This is a genomic window from Echinimonas agarilytica (assembly GCF_023703465.1).
Taxonomy (GTDB): Bacteria; Pseudomonadota; Gammaproteobacteria; order Enterobacterales; family Neiellaceae; genus Echinimonas; species Echinimonas agarilytica.
The window spans coordinates 100,878-122,032 of sequence record NZ_JAMQGP010000007.1 but is presented as its reverse complement, the minus strand read 5'-3'; the positions used below and the strand labels follow the sequence as shown (position 1 = coordinate 122,032).

14 protein-coding genes are annotated in these 21,155 nt (G+C 42.2%); 7 read left to right on the top strand and 7 right to left on the bottom strand.

Annotation, left to right across the window (positions count from 1 at the left end; genetic code table 11):
• Window positions 1–80 precede the first annotated feature (80 nt).
• Window positions 81–2,699 (top strand): endo-acting ulvan lysase-like protein, encoded by a 2,619-nt coding sequence (locus NAF29_RS13640; RefSeq protein ID WP_251262190.1) that lies wholly within the window; start codon window positions 81–83, stop codon window positions 2,697–2,699.
• A gap of 280 nt (window positions 2,700–2,979) precedes the next feature.
• Here NAF29_RS13640 and NAF29_RS13635 read toward each other — a convergent pair whose 3' ends face one another.
• Both NAF29_RS13635 and NAF29_RS13630 read right to left on the bottom strand, forming a co-directional pair.
• A complete protein-coding gene (locus tag NAF29_RS13635; protein ID WP_251262189.1) occupies window positions 2,980–3,783 on the bottom strand; it encodes a gluconate 5-dehydrogenase in 804 nt (267 codons plus the stop codon).
• A gap of 292 nt (window positions 3,784–4,075) precedes the next feature.
• Window positions 4,076–5,773 (bottom strand): purine-cytosine permease family protein, encoded by a 1,698-nt coding sequence (locus NAF29_RS13630; protein ID WP_251262188.1) that lies wholly within the window; start codon window positions 5,771–5,773, stop codon window positions 4,076–4,078.
• A 689-nt stretch (window positions 5,774–6,462) separates the two neighbouring features.
• Between NAF29_RS13630 and NAF29_RS13625 the strand changes: the two genes are divergently transcribed.
• Both NAF29_RS13625 and eda read left to right on the top strand, forming a co-directional pair.
• A complete protein-coding gene (locus NAF29_RS13625) occupies window positions 6,463–7,419 on the top strand; it encodes a sugar kinase (protein ID WP_251262187.1) in 957 nt (318 codons plus the stop codon).
• 33 nt (window positions 7,420–7,452) lie between these two features.
• On the top strand, window positions 7,453–8,070 hold the full coding sequence (eda, locus tag NAF29_RS13620) for a bifunctional 4-hydroxy-2-oxoglutarate aldolase/2-dehydro-3-deoxy-phosphogluconate aldolase (protein WP_251262186.1): 618 nt from the start codon (window positions 7,453–7,455) through the stop codon (window positions 8,068–8,070).
• A 511-nt stretch (window positions 8,071–8,581) separates the two neighbouring features.
• Here eda and NAF29_RS13615 read toward each other — a convergent pair.
• The 3 genes from NAF29_RS13615 to NAF29_RS13605 all read right to left on the bottom strand — a co-directional run bounded on the left by NAF29_RS13615 (window position 8,582) and on the right by NAF29_RS13605 (window position 13,393).
• Complete coding sequence (locus NAF29_RS13615) at window positions 8,582–9,418, bottom strand: DeoR/GlpR family DNA-binding transcription regulator (protein WP_251262185.1); 837 nt, start codon at window positions 9,416–9,418, stop codon at window positions 8,582–8,584.
• A gap of 403 nt (window positions 9,419–9,821) precedes the next feature.
• On the bottom strand, window positions 9,822–10,358 hold the full coding sequence (locus NAF29_RS13610; protein WP_251262184.1) for a PEP-CTERM sorting domain-containing protein: 537 nt from the start codon (window positions 10,356–10,358) through the stop codon (window positions 9,822–9,824).
• Window positions 10,359–10,369: 11 nt separating this feature from the next.
• Entirely contained in the window at window positions 10,370–13,393 is a 3,024-nt protein-coding gene (locus NAF29_RS13605) for a BNR-4 repeat-containing protein (RefSeq protein WP_251262183.1), read from the bottom strand.
• A gap of 561 nt (window positions 13,394–13,954) precedes the next feature.
• Here NAF29_RS13605 and NAF29_RS13600 point away from each other — a divergent pair.
• A complete protein-coding gene (locus NAF29_RS13600; RefSeq protein ID WP_251262182.1) occupies window positions 13,955–15,163 on the top strand; it encodes a right-handed parallel beta-helix repeat-containing protein in 1,209 nt (402 codons plus the stop codon).
• A 144-nt stretch (window positions 15,164–15,307) separates the two neighbouring features.
• Here NAF29_RS13600 and NAF29_RS13595 read toward each other — a convergent pair whose 3' ends face one another.
• Both NAF29_RS13595 and NAF29_RS13590 read right to left on the bottom strand, forming a co-directional pair.
• Window positions 15,308–16,849 (bottom strand): BNR-4 repeat-containing protein, encoded by a 1,542-nt coding sequence (locus NAF29_RS13595; protein ID WP_251262181.1) that lies wholly within the window; start codon window positions 16,847–16,849, stop codon window positions 15,308–15,310.
• Window positions 16,850–16,983: 134 nt separating this feature from the next.
• Window positions 16,984–17,400: a hypothetical protein gene (locus NAF29_RS13590; protein ID WP_251262180.1), complete on the bottom strand. Its 417-nt coding sequence runs from the start codon at window positions 17,398–17,400 to the stop codon at window positions 16,984–16,986.
• A gap of 638 nt (window positions 17,401–18,038) precedes the next feature.
• Here NAF29_RS13590 and kduI point away from each other — a divergent pair.
• The 3 genes from kduI to rhaB all read left to right on the top strand — a co-directional run bounded on the left by kduI (window position 18,039) and on the right by rhaB (window position 21,150).
• Window positions 18,039–18,869 carry a 5-dehydro-4-deoxy-D-glucuronate isomerase gene (gene kduI, locus NAF29_RS13585; protein ID WP_251262179.1) on the top strand — a complete coding sequence of 277 codons (831 nt, stop codon included), beginning with the start codon at window positions 18,039–18,041 and terminating at the stop codon, window positions 18,867–18,869.
• Between the two features lie 452 nt (window positions 18,870–19,321).
• Window positions 19,322–19,636, top strand: coding sequence for an L-rhamnose mutarotase (gene rhaM / locus NAF29_RS13580; RefSeq protein ID WP_251262178.1), 315 nt, complete (start codon window positions 19,322–19,324; stop codon window positions 19,634–19,636).
• A 74-nt stretch (window positions 19,637–19,710) separates the two neighbouring features.
• Window positions 19,711–21,150, top strand: a complete 1,440-nt coding sequence (gene rhaB, locus NAF29_RS13575) for a rhamnulokinase (protein WP_251262177.1) — start codon at window positions 19,711–19,713, stop codon at window positions 21,148–21,150.
• Window positions 21,151–21,155: the final 5 nt, after the last annotated feature.

Genomic DNA, 21,155 nt, shown 5'->3' with positions numbered 1-21,155 from the left:
GTATTCTGGATCATGGTCGAACTAACGTGACGCTTTGTTCAATCCATGCATTCAAAGTATAAGGTCGGAGTTTGTATCAAATGAAAATAATCATACTCTGCATGTTGACGCTTATAAGTACATACTTAACTACAGCATGCTCACCCAGTTCCGATGGCACGACACAGGCAAACTTAACGTCCAAACATGATGTGGTTGCCAATCAACCTCAGCGCCCTTTTATATGGGCGAGAGCCAGTGAACGCTCTGCAATATTGGACAAAATTGAACATAGTTCATGGGCAAGAGAGCTATTTCAGTCGCTAAAATCAAGAGCCGATGAAGGTACTTCAACGAACCTAAAGCAGCGCAAAGAAAAGCTGTTGGCATTGCCACTGGTGTGGTCCGAAGAGCTGGATAAAACGCCAACTTTATTAGTGTATGGGCGCTCACAAGGAAATCATACCGAAGGAAACATGCGCTGGGGTCACCCGCGTGAACCACAGATTGCAATGCTAAAAGGTTTACAAGACGCGGTGGATTGCAGTGTTATTTTTTATCTGACGCAACAGGAAAATTATGCTCAATGCGCGGCGGATATGTTGTCGGTGTTTATAACATCTTTGAATCAAACCAAATTAGGAGAGATTGAAAAAGGGAAAAACGTCCAAAATAACGGGTGGCTGTACCCTGACAATCATTTGCTTGAGGCGCGCATTATTGGCGCACAATTACCTATTATCTATGACTTCATATACAGCTGGCTGAAGCAAGGAGGGCAGATCTATGATTTAAAATCTGACATGCTTAAGGATTTCGATTTTGACGCGGCGCAGCAGGTATTCAAAACCTATGTCGAATTAGCTTTGAACCGTGGGTTACTTGATTCAAACTGGCCGGTACTTGAATCGGCAAGTCTACTCCACAATATGCATGCGCTCGATGATGGCGACGAGATAGTCAGATTGCTTCCTTTCTATTTGTACAAAGATACTGCGCATCAAGCTTCGCTAAAAAGGATCTCTAAGAACTTTGAAAAAACTGGTGATATATGGCCAGAATCTTTAAGTTACTCCCGCCATGTGACAAGGTTAACGATTTATCTTATGACGTTAGTTGATCGGATCTATCCGAATTTGAAATTAGGTCAAGAATATCCGAATATCACGCAGTCGCTAACGGCCATGTATAATTTACAGTTTCCGAATGATGCTTATCCATACAATGGTGATACACATCGCTATATGGCAACGGAATATCTCACCTATGAGATGGCTCTGAAACTTGCAAGCATAAATGGGAATGAACAGCAATCCCTCCAGTTTTCAAAACTATTAACTGCGAGCATGGCTAGTGGCGATTATCATCGAGGTAAGCTCGAACCGCGCCATTATGATCCCAGCCCTTACGTACTGCCGCTGCAGTTGTTATGGTCAATTGATAATCTCGATGAACCTGCAGAAATTGCCGCTGCCCCAACGCGCCCTCGGAGTAATTATCTGCCATATGCTGGAATAACAGTGCAGCGAAACATGGCCTCCAAAAATCCAACTAAGAATAGCCTCATGTCGGTTGTTTCTGGGGGCAGCTATATCCATGGCCACGCGACAGGTATGGACCTAGAATTATATGGTCAAGGATATGTATTGGGTATTGATGGAGGGAAGTGGACCTATGGAACCGACATTCATGAGAACTACTATCGTTTGTTTGCGGCTCACAATTCAGTCATTAGCAACGGGGCTTCGGCTTCTCATGGTGGTTGGATTAATTTAGGAATCAATACCGTTGAGACTCAAGCAATTGAACCTGAGTATGGCAAGGTGGCGGTGTCAGATACGTTTTCATTTGCTACAACAACATTTGATGATAAATTCAATTTAATAGCGCCGGCACAGCATGAGCGCACTGTCGCATTAGTTCGTTTGTCTGGTCACCATGCTTACTATTTGGATGTATACCGAGCCCGCTCAGATACACCTTCACAGTTCCATGACTACGTTTACCACAATGTGGGTGATGATGTGTCGATTGAGTCGAATGGCGAATTTATTGCAATGAAGGACGACCCCTCGCGGTATCATGATTCGTCAACGCTTCCTTGGACATATCACAGTCAGTATCGTCATCCGGGATGGCATTTTTTTGAAGAGGTCAAATCTACTGCTCCTTCGCATAGACCACTACTCGCAACATTTACTGCTAAAGAGCTGACAGAACATCCAGTTGTGATGCGTGCGTTGATTCCCGGTGGATTGAATACAGAAGTGACAAAGGTTAACGCGCCTCAATCTAAAGCAGCTCCGCCACCATATGACAAGAAACCGTTGCCGACCCTACTGCTCAGGCATCATGGCGAAACTTGGTCAAATCCGTTTGTTGTTGCTTATGAATCCCATACTGAGAACGTTGGCAATAGCCCTGCGTTAATTTCGGTGGAACGACTTATATCGAAGGGAATATTCAAAGGTGTTCAAGTGACAGCTGAAGTAGACGGGCAACGCATCACCCAATACATTGTGCTTCAAGAAAAAGATAATGATGTGTACGAAAATGAGGAGTTAGCTTTGCGGTTTGAAGGGCGCTTTGCAGCGGTAACAATCGGTCCCAATGAGCGATTGAAAGAGCTCTATATTGGCAGGGGGCGCACATTAGTGTTCAATGGGAAAACTCTTTCCCTTGAGTCACCTGCCGTGGCAGCATATAAACGCTATGACTAAAAATACCCGCAATATTAGGTTTGTATTATCATTATTTGAACTTCGAGATTCGAAAAACTTGTGCTGAATTTAGTGAAGTGGATTATTAAGGTGTGTGCTGCGTCAAGGTATAAAAAGGGCCTCAACTCGGTAAGGGCTGAGGCCTAAAACTTCTCGGGGAGAGACAGCGCTCCGGTCGACGTATTATTGTTGACCAGTCTGGGCTATCAAACGGTAGCCCTTGGGATGTTATAATTTATGTGTTTATCAGCTGATTGCTTTCTGACGTGCCAACAAATATCTATTTCGCGTCTGTGTTTTCACCTTCCACATAGCCAAAGTTTGCTAGGATTCCGCCGTCAACGTACAGCACTTGTCCGTTCACAAAGTCTGCTGCTTTAGAAGCTAAGAAAAGGGCGGCTTTACCAATGTCATCGGCTTCACCCCAGCGATTGGCTGGTGTGCGGGTCATTACAAGGTCATTGAACGGGTGGCCACCAACGCGAATTGGGGCAGTTTGTTCTGTTGCAATGTACCCCGGGCCAATGGCGTTAATCTGCAAGCCATATTTGGCCCACTCACAGCACTGGTTTTGAGTCAGCATTTTTAAACCGCCTTTTGCAGATGCATAAGCTGAAACGTTTTGGCGGCCATATACGCTCATCAATGAACACATGTTGATGATCTTACCTTGGCGTTTTTCAATCATTTTAGGAGCAACGCGTTTGGATACGATAAATTGACCGACCAAGTCGATATCGATCACTTGACGATAATCTTCTACAGCCATTTCTAAAATAGGTACGCGCTTAATGATGCCAGCATTATTGACTAGGATATCGATTGGGCCAACTTCATCTTCAATTTGGCTGATGCCGCTGTGAACTTCGTGCTCATCTGCAACATTGAAAATGAGAGTATAAACGTCGATACCTTCTTTAGCGTAAGCTTCTTTGGCTTTCTTTAAATTGTCTTCGAATATGTCATTGATCACCAACGTTGCGCCGGCTTTGGCAAGCATCTTTCCGCATGCCATACCAATTCCATGAGTACCGCCAGTAACTAAAGCTACTTTACCTTTCAAATCAAACAATTCGTTAATCATTGTACTTTTCCTGTTGTATGAATTTCGAATATTGCCAAGCTTACAAATCATTTATGGAATAATTTTCATACGGCTCTAACAAATCCCAATCTATCATAATAGTTCGTTGTCGATTGAAATCAATCAATATTGGTCATTTGGTTGTTGAATTGTGACGGGATATAGCTTTTTTGTTCATCAATATATTATATGGGAGGGGGAGATTGATGATCTATGAAGGAAAAACTTATATAAAAAAGGCGCTGAGACAAAGGAGCTCAGCGCCTAATATTAGAACAACTGTTATTTTAACTTAAGCTAGCGGTTCAGATGCGTTTTCGGTTACCGACGCTGAGCGATTGGTCTTCGCGAGGTAGGCGTAGGTTGCTGTTATGAAGTAAATCAGAGTAGGTGCAATGAGCCATTGTGTAACGTTTGCAATATCACCCGTTGTATATGCATGAAGGCCCATATACAAGCAGCTGGCTAAGGCCGCCCAAGAAGCGTACTTAGCCATTGTTGCAAGTATTCCTGCGGTCTTTTGTTGTTCCGCTTCGCTGCAAGCAGGAGACGCTAAGTATTGCGCTTCGCTTGCCTTGCGTTGTAACTCTATACGTTCAGCTTCAACTGCTTCAGGGTAGGATTCTTTGGCGCCGGACAGAGACGCCAAGCTAATGTACATAACGGTAGAGAATGTCCACAGTGGAATTAAAATGAAAAACAGGTGTAGCAAACCGGCCTGTTCTACAACTATTCCTAATGCCATTGATACGATCCAAGTTGCTAGTGCAGGTAAATTTGTGGTGTTGCCTTTGTATTTAGACCAGTAACGAGTCAGGCCTATTTTTGGAAATACCCAATGTTCGGCAACGATGATAGCGCCTACCGGTGCTAGTAGTAGCCCCATATAGCCAACAAAGCCCAGTAGACCCGAAAACACGAATGGTGAACATGCAATAATTGTTGTAATAATACCAACAACGATGGTTACTTTAACACGGCCCCAGCGATGATTTAGAGAGCTAAACGCTAAACCAGCGCGGTAGATTGTTGGGTTAGATGTCGTCCAACCTGCGATAATTACGGCTAAAATCCCTGATGCTCCCAATGCTGTATAAGCTACGGAACCTGGGTCAATTGCAGTAATACTCGTTTTGAGTAGAATTGCGGCGCCAGCCCCCATGATACCCGCACAGATCCAAGCCATGTAGTGTCCGATAAACATACCGAGAGCAGAGAAATAACCGTATTTTGGGCTTTTGGCAAATCGCAAAAGGGTCATATCACCCAAACAACCGTGCATTGCAAGATTGGCAATCCAGGCAAAAGCCACCACGTGCCATATGCCTATGTCACCTTCGGTATCTTTCCAAATTGATTCGCTGGCGACAGTCAGAAAATCACTAAAGCTACTGATCCCTTCAACCCCCGACGTTGCTGCAATTGTTGTGGGCATCATGGTTAAAGCGCCCACCACAAACATGAGTATCATCCAAGGCGCACAGATCTCCGCAAAAGCTGCAAGCTTCTTAAAGCCCTTAACCGCCATATAGACGACAACAGTGCCCACGCCAAGTACAACAAGAACAAATCTAAAGTCGGTGGGGAAATATCCAACTTGGTCGTCAATGCCAAAGAGCACTCGGACTGCAGATGCTGATACGGTGATCATTGCACCGGCAAGAACACAGAACAACATACCATTAATGATGCTATACAGCTTAATGGTGCCAGGACCGGCAATTTTTTCTAAATATGCATAAAGCGTCAATCGAGTATCGGTAGCGATAGGAGCTGTCACCAAGCCCCATGTTAGCACTGCTAGCAGGTTACCAAATAGTAACCCGATAATAATATCGGACGCGCCAACCCCCCACGACACGAACAGAGCTCCAATGACGAACTCGGTGCCGGCTACATGCTCTCCCGCGTAACTGGCAGCAAATGTTTTACCGCCTTGTAATTTATCGGCAGAGACCGCTTGAGTTTCAAATTCTTCCGCTGTCGACATGTGTTCCCCTGTGAATTAATTTTATTTATATTTTTAAAGTCGTGCGATACCGCATCAAACACGTTTCAAAATCTAATTGTTGTTGTGCAGTTTTACTAAAGCTGATTGGTGCCCCGTAGTGGTGATTACTCAATTATGCTGAGTAGCAGGCCAATGCGCACCAGTCGTCTCTGGAATACGCTTACCAATTATGTTTCAAAAATGTCGGTATCGAGCCCAAGACTAATGACATGCTAACTCTCAAAATGTCAAAGTAAAACATAATCAGTCACTATCGGTCGTTTTTGTGACTTGTGAAGGGTTTGTTGAGATATGTTCTAATTTAGCAAACTCTTGAATGTTATTTAACCTGCTGAAATATATCGGTTATTCTATTTTTTTAACGCTATGAACTACTCAAGTTCATGAACCGAGAACAAAATCATATTGAGATATATTTGTGATGGATATCAAATTTTAGATGTTTGACTGAAGTGGGATTGGTTATGTATTTTAATAAATACAAAGACTTAACTATTTTTTGATTCGGTGCTATGGAGGTTTTCACTTGCGTATTTGGTCATATGTGTTCAAATATCGTCAAATTGTTTCTTTTGTTGCCTCGGTCTAATCGTATAGACACAGGAAAGTGACTTCAAAACAAGCTGCCATTCAATGTATGTGAACAGGTGCAGCGGAGCTAAATACAAATGATGAATAATATTTATTTAATGGGTGAGTGCATGGTTGAGCTTTCCCTAACGAGTAGTGGCCTGTTAAAACAATCCTACGCTGGTGATGTTTACAATAGTGCTGTTTATATGAAACGCGCATTCAGTGATATCAACGTGAATTTCTTTACAGCTGTAGGCGAAGATACCCTAAGCGATGACATGGTTGAAACGTTTCAACAAGAAGGCGTAGGCACTGAGCTGGTTCAACGTGCTCGAGGAAAGTCTCCGGGATTGTATATGATTTCGGTCGACAGCAACGGAGAACGCAGTTTTTCGTACTGGAGAAATGATTCGGCAGCGCGACAAATCATGCAATTTGTGAGTGCAGAGAATGTTGGGTACCTGTGTATGGGAGATATATTTTTCTTTTCTGGTATTTCTTTGGCTGTCATCGCACCGAGCGAGCGAGACATTTTCTGGCATCTATTGAGAAAACTGAAAGACTCTGGCGTGAAGATTGCCTTCGACCCAAACTACCGCGCTCGCATGTGGAATGACAAAACCGAAGCAAAAATACAGTTTGAACGTGCATTCCGAATGTCAGATATGGTGTTACCTGGAATAGAAGATTTAGAGCAACTTTACGGCTTCACTGAGCTAAGCAAAGTTCAGGATTTTTCAAGCGCATTCGGAATCGATGAGTTAGTGATTAAAAATGGCTCTAAAAGCGTTTGCGTTATCATCGATGGGGAGTCCACCCAAGTTGAAATTACGCCTATCGACCATGTGGTAGATACAACTGCAGCCGGCGATTCATTTAACGGTGTGTATTTAGGCGCTCGCATGAAAGGGCTCGATATTACCGACGCGGTTGAGTTAGCTGCGGCGGCTGCAGGTGAGGTGATTCAGCATCCAGGAGCAATTATTTCAAAGGCTGCATTTTCCAATAAAATCAAAGAAGTGAACGATGCAATTACCGTTGCATGCGACTGATGAGCACTGTGTAAGCAAAAGGTAGGACTATTCATGAAACGATTTTCTGAATTAATGGCGGGTCAAACGCTATTGCCGATTATTCAAGCTGATTCTGTAGAACAGGGGATATTAATTGCCAAAGCCATGGCGAATGCCGAACTAAAAGTGGTTGAGGTAGTATTGCGTTCAGAGTCGTCTTTGGAGACTTTAACGGCAATAAAAGAGGAACTTCCAGAGTTAGTTGTAGGAGCGGGTACCGTTTTAGACAAGCATATTTTGGCAGAAGCATTGTTGGCAAAACCTGATTATATCGTGACGCCTTGCTGCACACCTGATCTACTCCGCGCGCTTGTAGATTCCAACGTAGTTGCATTACCTGGGGTTGCGAACTGTGCCGACATAGCGTTGGCAAGAGATGCTGGCTTTCCAGAGCTAAAGTTGTTCCCTGCATCTTTGGCGGGGGGGATACCGTTTTTAAAAGCTGTGTCTTCAGTCTTTCAAGACACTTCTTTTTGTCCTACTGGGGGCATTAATGCCGACAACAAAAATGACTTTTTGGCATTACCTAATGTGGTTGCGGTGGGCGGAACATGGGTTGCCAAGAAAGAATGGGTTGAAGCTGAGAATTGGGAAGCGATTACACAAGCGTGTTGTGCAGCGAATCTGTAATGTGAGTGGTGCCTTAGAAATAAATTTTATGGCTGAACAATCTGATCAGCTGAACGACTAATTTTCAATTGGTTGGGGTTTGCAGCTCTTTTGTGTGATTTTGAGGGCTGCTTAACTTTTAAGTCCTATCTCCAATGAGGACTGCGGGATTATTCTTTAATCCCGCTTTTTTTTGAATTTTCCAATCAAACGTTACCTCAGCCTTCTAAAGGTTGAAATCAAGGCGAAATATTGCTGTTGACCTTGACGTTCTGCGCTCAGCGATTTCGAACGCTATCTATCTTTTGAGCGCGGGAGATACTTGAAGTATTTAACTTTGTATAGCTGAGGATCCTGGGCACCTTATTCTGTTTGAAGGTAACGACTGCGATTTCTACAGAAAGGGCGCTGCAACATCAGATTGGTTGATGACGTGAAATTTACATCCAGAGACATCTGTTTTGGCCCAAACTTGTGAGCAGGGCTAAAACAGAGTGATTCGTATACGAACGGATAAGTTCAACGAATAGAATTAATCTTCAGGTGCCTTTTCTACAATGATAACTTCAATACCATGCTCTTTGAAGCATTTGATTAATTCTGGGCAAGCTCCAGAATCTGTGACCAAAATATCTACCTCATCCAAAGAACACACCACAAAATTACTGCGTGTACCCAATTTAGAGCTATCAGCTAGGATAACTAACTTTTCGGCTTGCTTGTGCAGCTTCTGTTCTGAGCGAATCAATAATGGATCAGATTCCATTACGCCAAACTTGCCAATACCGGGCGTACCCATAAACATCATCGAGGCGAAGTAGTTTTCAGTACTGTCTTTCTCGTATGAGCTTAAAATGATGCCTTGCTCTCGGTAAATTTCGCCGCCTGGCAGTGTAACTTGATGGTCTGTTTGCTCGGTTAGGTAATTCGCTAACACGAATGAGTTGGTCAAGATGTTCATGTGAACATTTGATAAGTACTCACCCATCATAAACGTCGAAGTACCACCATTAATGATTACCGAATCACCATCGACACATAGCTCAGCTGCTTTTTTAGCAATGAGTCGTTTCGTCGTCGAGTTCTTTTCTTTGTCGACAAAAAATGGTGAACTTAAGATGTGTTTGTTCTTAGAGTCCTTATTAATGGATTCAGCTCCGCCTCGAATTTTCTTTATTTCGCCGTTCAATGACAGTTTTCTAATATCTCTACGTATTGTGGCTTCAGAAGCGTTCAATTTTTCGGTCAAATTCTTAACACTTGCAAATTGTTGCTGGTCAAGAATGTTCTTGATTAGTTGTTGTCTATGTTTTTCCAGCATCGGTAACTCTTTGTTAATTTTGATAATATCTAAATAGGATTTTTCCATAGTGTAGCGCCATTTATGTCGATAAACAAATATTACACAATCTGTCAACTCCGGTCAAAATTAGTTTTAGAGTCGTCATAATTAGTCAGCTTGCATTTTTTATCCTTGAGTGAAAACTAAACGTTTATATGTTGATCGGCGATATTGTTCGAAATCTTAATTGGATAAATTCGACACCACAAAATGGTCATTAAGACTTTATGTGGTGTGATTTATTATATTTTGAGGGGGCTGGAGAGCAATTTTATGAATATTTAATCTAGATCAATTTTTTCAAATTAATATTGAAAGCGTTTTTCGATTGTCAATATCGTGAGCTTGAAACAAGTGAGTAAACAGGAGGACAGTCTTTGGAGTGTCCTCCTTGCGAAAAAGGACCGCAGATTACGCTGCGGTAAGTCCCCTAACGTTGTTGACGTCTTCGCGCGAGTAGGCCCGCCGTCGCTGCAATCAATAATGCAATGGTTGAAGGTTCTGGCACTTCAACCTGCAAGCTGGTTTCGTCAATAACGCCGCCCCAAGGATCTTCAGCATAAATATCAGGTAGAGACAAACTGAAGTTGCTGATGTCATTCAGTGCTGTGAATTGGATTTGACCGAGCTGAAAGCTGTTGGTGAGCGCTTGATCCCAGCCATCAAATAGTCCTATCCACAAAAACACAGAGCCGAATACGTCGTCGACATCGTCTAACGCAAACCAAGATTGATTAAATGCTTCAGGCGTCAAAGCGAAACTGTTGAGTTCATATCCTAATTCAGTGACGTCAAAATCATATTTAAGCTCTAACCATGCAATATCGGTGGTCGCATGATTGATAAACAAATCAATAGTGATTAAGTCGCCGGTATTATAAGAACTTTGATCACTTTGACTGGTAATTAATCCAGCATGGGTTGGAAGCGTGCTAATTAATGTAAAGATGAGTACAAATAATTTCATGTTGATTACTCCTAGTTGCTTGCGCAACGCGCGTTTGAACACAATTGAGCGAGGCCACGAACATCACGGCTGTCTACACTGCCGTCCGAATTAAAGTCGTATCTCTTGTTCGTCATTTCATTTTTTCGCACAGCTGCGCTAAACGAACGAATGTCGTGACGGTCTACGTCTCCGTCGCCGTCTAAATCGCCGAGTAAACTAATATCGACCGTCATTGTGGAAGTGGTCATTCGATTGTAGTTGTCCATTACCACGGCTTTTAGAATATGTTCACCTGCTGGAATATTCAGCAATTCGCTTGGATATGCTTCATTGCCCCAACTGTATGGTGCTTCATAGGTTTCACGGATCAAAGTATTGTTAAGGTATAACCCGACACTGACTACTTCAGCGGCATTTTCGGCGGCATCAATTTCAACCGTGACTGAAAGTGCGGCATAGCCTTCAATGAGTTCAATGTCAGATTCTAGGAAGCGAACCGCAGGGGCGGGGCGCTCTTTAACAATCAGCGTCATACTATCTTCACCGGTTTCGCCTTCATTGTCGGTCGCCACTACGGTAAATGTATGGCTACCAATGCCTAACGGATTAGGGTTTGGAGCATGGGTATCTAACCAACCCATAGCACCAAATTCATATGGTGCATGCGAGTGGCCGAAGTTCCATACGGGTCTCACATCTTTTCGAATCAGCGTGCTGTCGTGATACAACGAAACTGAGGTGATCGTTCTACCTTCTACTGGTGACTCAGCATCTACAGTGATTCCTAGTTTTTCATACCCTTCAAAGACCATGTAAGTCAATTTAGGAAATGCGACGATTGGTTGTTTATCTGAACTTGTGACAGTGAGCTGCATCTCAGCCGTGGCTGTTTGACCCTCACTATCGGTTGCTACTGCTGTGAATGTGTACACGCCTTTTGTTAATGGATTTGGGTTTGGTGTGTGCGTATTTAACCATCCCATCGCTCCTGTTTCGTGGGGTTTACTGCCATGACCGAACAAAAAGGGAACACTTGTATCCTTTCGAACTTCTTCGTCGTCGATATATAAAGTGACCGAATCAATGGTGTGTTCATCACTAGACGTTGATGCGTCTATTGTGATTGCAAGCTTGTCATATCCTTCCTCAACGACCATCGATGCTTGCGCAAACGACACTGTGGGGGCATCGGACTTGACCAATAATTGCATCGATGCAATACCGGTCTCACCCTCACTATCGGTCGCAATGGCTTTAAAGGTATGTATGCCTGCAGGTAAAGGGTTTGGGTTTTGATAATGGCTATCAAGCCAGCCTATGGCGCCCGTTTCATGAGGTTTGGAACTGTGCCCAAAAATGAACGGTACGCTATTGTCTGTTCTGACTTCTGTGTCATTCAGGTAGAGCGTGACTGATTCGATCGTGCGTTCTGCCACAGGACTTGTTGCGTCGACAGTAAATGTCAATTGATCATAGCCTTCATCAATACTCATCGTTGTCGAAGGAAATGATACTGATGGCGAGTTTGCGTCTCCTTCAAGATTCAAGTCGATGATTTGAAGGTGAAGCGGCATAGCTGTACCTGAAGTTTTTTCCATCAAGTAGTAATACACCTTACCATCTTGAATATGGATGGTGCCGTGATCGAATTTGGTACCTTCATTCTGTTCGTACACGCGAACGAAATCGTTAGTGCCGCCTTTGGCTTTCTCGACGTACGGGTAACCATTTTTCAGTCCAATGATGTATATATTATCTCCAGCAGTATAAATCGATTCGGCGCCCGCAAAGTCTGTAGAAACAATAAAATCTTCGGCTCCTGCTGGTTTGTAGGAATGAAGATAAACTTCTTCATAATCGGGGCGATTTCGATCCGATGAGCGAACCTTACTGATCATGTGAAGGTCTTCGTTTGCAGTTACTGTCCAATCAAAGCTGCCCACAATATAAACGGAGTTGGCTTCGGCATGGCTAATGTAATCTCCTGGTTCAAATACTTTAATTTCATCTGAGTCAACCAGGGGCCATGTCATTGGCTCACCTTTATGATTTTTCCATTCACCAAATCCATCTGCATGCTCGGAGTAGGCGTAGTAGACACCATTTTGATATTTGTATTTGTCGTTGTTGTCGCTGCTACGCTGCTGAAAGCCGACACGAAGTTTACCGTTTACATATTTCATGTTGCCGTACAGCCCCCAGTTATATGGGTTGCCTTTTGACTTTTGATTGTTGTAATTGAACTTGGTGAACGTGGACCATGTGTTCGTGTTCGCATCGTAGCGGTTGAATACGTAAGCCCCGTTATTGTTGCCGCCTAAACGCATGTAAAGTAATAAGGTGCCGTCTGTGTTGGTGAAGAACTTAGGGTAGGTCAAGCTTGAAAAATTGGCTTTATCCCCTAAATTACCTGTCATAGTCAGATGCTTATAATCGTCATCACCTTGGCTGACGGCACTGGTATCTTTGACGAATTGCTGAAGGGTGAATGCATCGTCACTCACTTCTGCTGCTCCCGGTAGCGAGAACGAATAGCGAAAATAGTCGTCTTTAAACTTACCGCTATGATTATTATCAGTGTAGGCGTGCATGTCATAAACCATGTGAATGGTGCCGTTGACAGGGCTTACAGCTAGGCCAATAGTGTTATGAGATTCACCTATTAATGGATCGCCACGAAATCCTGTATGGCGGTGTGGAAATTCAATGGTTTTCACGGTGCCGGTTAAGGTGTTGTAACGGGATAACATGACGTTGCGCTCAAATTTTCCGCCTTTGTACCATGTCATAAATACATAATGTTTATAAGGTTTTACAGAATCTCCATGCGCAGAGATGTTGCGTCCAAAGAAAAAGTCGTATTTTTCACCTAGATCGGCGCTACCGACGTTGCTGTAATCTAGATCTTGGCCATCAAAATGGAGGCCTCTATCTGAGATTTTCACTTGTTGTTCTAGTGAAACAGCTGCATTTGCTGCCGTCATGCTTAACGATGACGCGATGAGCAACATCGCATTTAGGCTTGCTGAAACTTTTAATCTTTTGATATTCATTGGTATCTCTACATTCCACCCTTGTTATTTTTAGAAGTCATCCACTTCTCCCTTTTCTCTATCCATAGCCACGACTGCTGGCACTGAACCAAGGTTCATATGCGTCATGAACGGACGGAGTGACATAAATCACTTGTAGGTACTAGGACCTTTTAAAGTGAATCAAGTATGTCGATGACACTATATTTAATAACAATAAATGCTCAATAGTGGTCATTAATGATCGTGATCAATCACAATGTGTTCATGTTTTGTTAGTCAAAAGTTGTGACAGAGATGCGAATTTCTAATATTTCATTGTGTTTAATCTAAGAGTAGTGCTACGGAGGGCTTTATACATTTATGTATAATCAGTTGTTTTATTTCCGTTACTGTATTTTTATGTTTCATATCGATTGTTGTAATCACACAATAAGTATGTGACAAAAATGTTTAATAGATCTTATTTTTGACATGTTTTTATTTGTTTTGATTGTAAATGTTCTTTTTTGACGTCAGGTTTCGATTTGATTGATCTAGATGATCGACATTACAAATTTTTTAAACCTGGTAAATCTAATAATGAAAAATATAAAAAAAAATCCATTTATCGCACTTATTGGTGCGTTAACACTGAGTGCGAGTGCGGCAGCTGTGAATTGCACAGATACGCCTCAAAATCTTTATGGAGGCGACCAAGATGATTTGCGTGATGCGCTTCAACAGGCCACTAATACTGGGCGCCCGCTAACGATTACTGGCACTTATTACATCAGCAAAGATCTTAAGGTCTATTTGAAAAAAGATTTAAAGGTCAACGCCACAGGAGCAAACTTTATTGCGACCAGTGCGTTAGATGGCGATCTATTTAGCATCGATTCGAACGATACAAAATCAAAGGAATGTTCTAGCGCAGGCCAGTTGGCAAACGTTAGCTGGAACGGGGGGCATTTCAATATGGCAAATGCCAAAGTGTCGACTGTTGTACCTTACACAGCGTTGACGCCATCAAATAAGAAAGGCACCAAAGCCACTGCCGATGCGTTGTCTGTTCGGGGAGTAACCAACGGTGGAGCGAGTAAACTCAATCATTTAGAAATTAAAAACATCATTTTTAACGGCACTCACTCTTCAAGTGCTCCTTTTTACAAAGCCGGTGGTGATAGTGGCATTTTGATGACAGGTGCTTTGAGAGCAACAATTACCAATAACCAATTCTATGGTGTACGTGATGCTGCGATTTATGTGTCGGCGGGCGGAGATAACGGGAGATACGGTGATCACTTCAATCTCTCCAATAACTATATAGAACGCGCGTTTGATGGTATTACGAGCAAGCGTGGTGCCGACAATATCAAAATGCGAAATAATACGATGGTTGATGTAGTAGTTGGTCTCAGTATTAAACGTGTATTCTCAGGTTGGACTGCCACCAATGTTACAATTCTAGATAATGATATCTCTAAATCCGTACGCCCAATTAGTGTTGAGAGAGCGAACAACGTCGTGATTGAAGACAACACCATTAGCGATTTAGGGGCGGTGGTAAATGGCGAAACATCACCTAGGAATAAGTATGGTAGTCATTACGAAGGTATTTCACTGAACGGGGTTCAAGGAAACAATTCCATTCGCAATAACCGAATAGATGGTGTTTTTGGGAATGGTAGAGAAGGGACGACAACGACTTATGGTATTGTTACTAGGGCCGAAGACGGCCGCGAAACCACAGGTGAAAATATCAGAAATAACAGTTTTTCTAAGCTCGATAAGTGGGTCAAACGTTTCTAATATTTTGTGATAATCATCGAAAAAAACGCTGCGCTACATCGCAGCGTTTTTTAGCAGACGAACATCAGAAAATTTTCTTGAACAATAAGTATCCAGCAGCCACAAAGAAACACGTCTTGATCTCAATGGCGGCGCTATTGCCTTTTAATCTAATTTCGGGTTAAGCCCTAAGTCTATGACTTGTAAATGCAATGGTACAGAGTTACCCAGTGCTTTTTCCATTAAGTAGTAATAGACTTTTCCATCTTGGATATAGATGGTTCCGTGATCGAATTCAGTCCCTTGTTGTTGTTGGTAAACTCGAACAAAATCGTTGGTGCCGCCTTTTGCTTTTTCAACATAAGGAAACCCCTTATTCAAACCAATAATGTAAATATTGTCACCGGCCGTATAAATAGACTGAGCACCAGCAAAATCTGTGGTTACTACGAATTCTTCAGAACCTGCGGGTTTGTATGAGTGAAGATGCACCTCTTCATAATCGGCTCGATTTCTGTTCGTTGAACGTAATTTACTGATGATATGAATATCTTCGTTCTCGGTGACTGTCCAATCGAAGCTTCCTACAATGAATACCGAGTTGGCGTCTGTGTGGGTGATATAGTCGCCAGGCTCAAACACTTTGATTTCGTCTGAGTTCACCAGAGGCCAAGTCATCGGTTTGCCTTTGTGATTTTTCCACTCGCCGAACCCATCCGCATGATTTGAGTATGCGTAGTAGACACCATTTTGATATTTGTATTTGTCATTATTGTCACCGCTTCGTTGTTGGAATCCTACTCGAAGCTTCCCATTGACATACTTCATGTTGCCATAAAGGCCCCAGTTGTATTCATTGCCTAGAAATTTTTGGTTGTTATGATTGAAGTTGACGAATTTAGACCATGTGTTGGTTTGTGCATCATATCGGTTGAATACATAAGCTCCGTTATTGTTGCCTCCCAAGCGCATATACAGTAAAAGCGTACCGTCACTGTTGATGAAAAATTTAGGGTAGGTAAGGCTGGCGAAATTATCCTTGTCAGCTAAATTTCCCGTCATAGTGAGGTGCTTATAATCGTCATTTCCTTGGCTGATGTCGCTGGTATCTTTGACGAATTGGTCGAGGTTAAAAGCATCGTCACTTGCGTCTGCAGCGCCTGGTAAAGAGAATGAATAGCGGAAGTAATCGTCCTTAAATTTGCCGTCATGGTTGGTGTCGGTATAGGCATGCATATCATAAACCATGTGGATAGTGCCGTTGACCGGACTGACTGCTAGACCAATCGTATTGTGAGATTCACCGACGAGCGGGTCGCCACGGAAACCGGTGTGACGGTGAGGAAATTTAATCGTTTTTACATTTCCTGTGAGGGTGTTGTAGCGTGAAAGCATTACGTTGCGATCAAATTTTCCGCCTTTGTACCAAGTCATAAACACATAGTGCTTATAAGGCTTGACTGCATCTCCGTGCGCAGAGATATTGCGGCCAAAGAAATAGTCGTATTTATGACCTGTGTTTGGCTTTTTAAAATTACTAAAATCTAAATTTTTCCCATCAAAATGCAACGCCATATCTGTAATAAGTGTTTGACTTTCTAACTTCACGTTAGTTTGAGTTTGATCGGTTACCGCACATCCTGATAGTGCTGCAGCGACAACTAAGTATTTCGCCGCACTGATGATTATCCTAGAAAATACGATCATGTGTTTTAAGTGTCCTTTCAATGTTGTAAATGATGTTTAATGGATCGAGCCTTTATTACGTTAATAGAGTGGTCAATCACCTAATTGCGAGACAATGAATAAAAACCTGCAAGCCGGAGTTCTTATCGAGATATTTACTTCAGGGAGAAAGCTCTTAATGCCGTCGCCCGTCTACAGAAAAGCAATAAAGACATGATCACAATCGTAAGCATGCTTATGCTACCGGCTCCACTTAATGAACTTCCGCCTGACTGAGATTTAGCTGATACCCTCAAATTTGCCACACCAACAATAACTTTATCGTCTATGGCTCGCGCTTTGCGCGCGTACGTTTTAGCACTGAGGCTGCTCAACGAGCTGATTGATGTTTGATCAAAGCTAAACGGAGCTACAGAATCTTCATCAACCAAGGCATCTTCTAAATACAAGGCGACATTTACGATTGGCCTTGGCACAGGTGATTCTGCATTGACCGTAATTTGGACTGTTTCATACCCTTCTATTCGTACCCCTTCAGCGTTTGCCGCTGAAGGCATGATGAACTGTGTCATTATTAATGATGCGCTTGAATTGCGTGCCGATTTTAGTGTCAAGCTTTGGTTTTTCATCACTATTTTTTTTGGTTCTATTGGTGAGAACGGTGGTTCTTCGACCGACTATTATTGATGGAACACTCGTTATTGAGTGAACCCGTTCGGCTTAAGACCAGCATTCAATTGGTGTTATCGTGATCGAGTTGTTCGTATAAATGACTGTAACTTCATTCAAATATTATTGATTAAATCAAAATAACTCAATACCGGTCGCAACTAATCGTGATCCCTGTATTTATTTGTGCCATTTGACGTGTTTGATTTGCGGTGTGGTATCGCACTTGAGCTTCTTTAGGTTTGATATGGCCCATATTTTGGGAAATGTTGTGTACACTCGTCACAATCTTGCGTTTAATCATAAGTAATCACAAGTGGGCAATTGTAATCTTTGGAAGGTTTGTTAAACTCAGCGCCGTAACCATCTCGATGAGGCACTGAGTGAAGTTAAACTCTCGATTTTTGCGTAAGCAACGATTTTTATGAGCTATTCCTAATACAGGTTATAAGTTCGCGAAATCATCTAGGGTGGCTGCGTCAGACATTGCGGATTACCTTTGAAGCCTTTTGTCTCTTTTTAATGTTGTAAGGATTATTTTATGGACTTCATGTTCTCAGCTGATATTAGAAGCTACAAAAACATGCGTAATGACGAATTACGTGAAGCGTTTGTCACTCAACCTTTGTTTGAGCCGGGTGAAATAAAACTTACCTATACAGATGTTGACCGAGGCGTTATCGCTGGAATTATGCCGACTGAACAAGGTATTGATTTACCGACTCACAAAGAACTCGCTGCAGACTATTTTTGTCAGCGCCGCGAGGTGGGTGTGATTAACATTGGTGCGAAGGGTCAAGTTACGGTTGATGGTCAAACTTTTGCGATGGAGAATAAAGACAGTATTTACATCGCCAAAGAGAGCAAAAATGTATTGTTTGAATCTGATGATGCTGATAATCCTGCGAAGTTTTATTTGGTGTCTTACCCTGCTCACAGAGTAACCAATACGGTTCATGTTCCTAAGTCTAAAGCCAAGAAGATGGAATTGGGCGCACAAGAAACTTCGAATGAACGCACTATTTTCCAATCGATTCGTCCAGGTATTGTCGATAGTTGTCAGCTCGTAATGGGGATCACAGAGTTGAAGTCGGGCAGTGTTTGGAATACTAAACCGCCGCACACTCATTTCCGTCGTACTGAGATCTATATGTACTTCGATTTGCCATCAGACGAGCGTGTATTTCATTTGATGGGAGAGCCCAAAGAAGTGCGTTCACTTGCGTTGCAACCTGAAGTTGCAATTGCTTCTCCAAGTTGGTCTATTCACAGTGGTGTGGGCACCCAAAACTATACATTTGTATGGGCGATGGGAGGTGAAAACCAAGAGTTTGATGATATGGATCACCTAACAGTTAGTGATCTGAAATAATTCGGTAGCCTGCTACGATTCATTCACTACTCTGAGCAGTGCCGCTCGAGTAGTGAATATCTTTTGGTCCATTCCCTTTAGCCTCATTCGCATCCGTCTCACGCATAATCTATCTATTAAAAGGCTCCTTCGCAACAAAATCGAGTGCAGCCCTCTTAAGGTTATATTGCTTTGGTTCTCAATTTTGACCATTCGGTGACCGAAGTTGATAATTTGTGGTTGATAATGGTTGAAAAGATTGGGTGCTCCTTTATAGTAATAGACTAACAGTAGCCAATGCGTAAACGAGTTTTTCTAAACCATGCTGAGCACGTACGAGTTGAATTTTGTCTCAGTTATTCGGTCCAACTCGTCATTCGCATCAATCGCTTGCTCAGTAATACTGAATCAGTGAGCAAGACTAATTGTTTGAATGAAGCACTCAGGATTGTTTAAATTGTGAAGAGGAAATCATGGAGAAATTCGCATTTGTTATGCAGCTAATGCCTGATTGTGAGGCTGAATATGAAAAGCGACATGATGAGATCTGGCCAGAACTTTCCGAAGCTCTTAAATGTGCCGGAGTGTTTGATTACTCGATTTTTCATGATTCAACAACTAACGCACTGTTTGCTGTTTTGAAACGCACAGATGACCACACGATGGGTCAACTACCGATTGAGCCCATTGTAAAAAAATGGTGGTCATATATGGCAGATATTATGGAGACGAACGAAGACAACTCTCCGGTCGTTCGAGATTTAAACAAAGTTTTTCACCTTGATTAAATCAATTGTTGGCTTGTTAATGTTTGTATAAAGAAGTTTATATAGCTGAATGTAACAAGGGATTATAAAAAGTAATGAAATCAGTTGTCGCGGTTGATTTAGGTGCTTCAAGTGGACGAGTCATGCTCGGTTGTTTGAATGAACAAAAAGTAACTCTTGAAGAATATCATCGTTTTAAGAATGATCAGGTTTTGCGTAACGGTTACTCATGTTGGGACCTTGAATTAATACTTGGCGAAATAAAAATAGGTATTGATAAAGTTATAAAATCTGGAGTGAAGGTCTGCTCTCTGGGAATTGATACATGGGGTGTCGACTTCGTGTTTCTTGATGCGAACGGTAATGAACTTGGCGATTATGTTAGTTATCGAGATAACCGAACTGAAGGCATGCTCGAGAAAATAATGTCTGATAGTGGATTGTCGAAAGAAGAAATATATTTTGAAAGCGGAATTCAATTTCTTTCATTTAACACTATTTTTCAGTTGAAGGCTATATCAGAGCAAAAACCACAATGGTTTGGTGATATTGATAAGCTACTCTTTATCCCAGATTATTTGAATTATAAATTGAGTGGGGTCAAGCATTGTGAGTATACCAATGCTTCAACCAGTCAATTATTAAAGTGCCAAGATAAAACTTGGAGTCCAAAATTATTAGAAGCCTGCGGTGCTAAGCCCGCTTGGTTTTTAACACCAGAACTACCGAGCCAATTGATTGGTAATTACGACCATAAAGGAACCGTGATTCCTGTGTGTTCCGTGGCTAGCCATGATACGGCCTCTGCCGTGGCTGCAACACCATTACAAAGTAAGAACACAGCATTTTTGAGCTCTGGCACATGGTCACTTGTGGGGATCGAAAGTGACGTCGCTTTTGCAGACGAGGCAGCTTATGAAGCTAACCTAACGAATGAAGGTGGTGTAGAAGGCCGATATCGAGTGCTTAAAAACATTATGGGTTTGTGGCTTATTCAACGATTTAAAGCTGAAAATCCTTCTTTAGAATTCAGTGACATCATTCAATTGGCGTCAATGGCTGAACCTTTTAAATTTATTGTTGACCCTAATGATGGAAGTTTTTTAAATCCAAAAAGTATGACGCAAGCGATTCGAAACTGGTTGATAGAAAGAAATATGCCAGCGCCGGAAACTGCTGCAGAGATCATTCGGTGTATCTATGACAGTTTAGTATTAGCCTATGATGACGCACTACATAAAATATCAACCGCATCTAAGGTTCAAATCGATGAATTAAGAATTGTAGGTGGGGGAGTACAAGATAAGTTTTTAAATCAGTTATGTGCAGATGTATGTCAAATTTCGGTAAGTGCTGAGCCTCAAGAGGCATCTGCATTTGGAAATGTTGTCAATCAGTTTATTGCACTAGGTGATATCAAAAATATTGATGAAGCTAGAAGAATCATTAATTTTTCATCGAACGTTAATTATTTCAAGACAAGCGAAGTCGAAGGGCTCGCAGATATCAAGTCTAAATATCAAAAGATTATTTAAGTGGA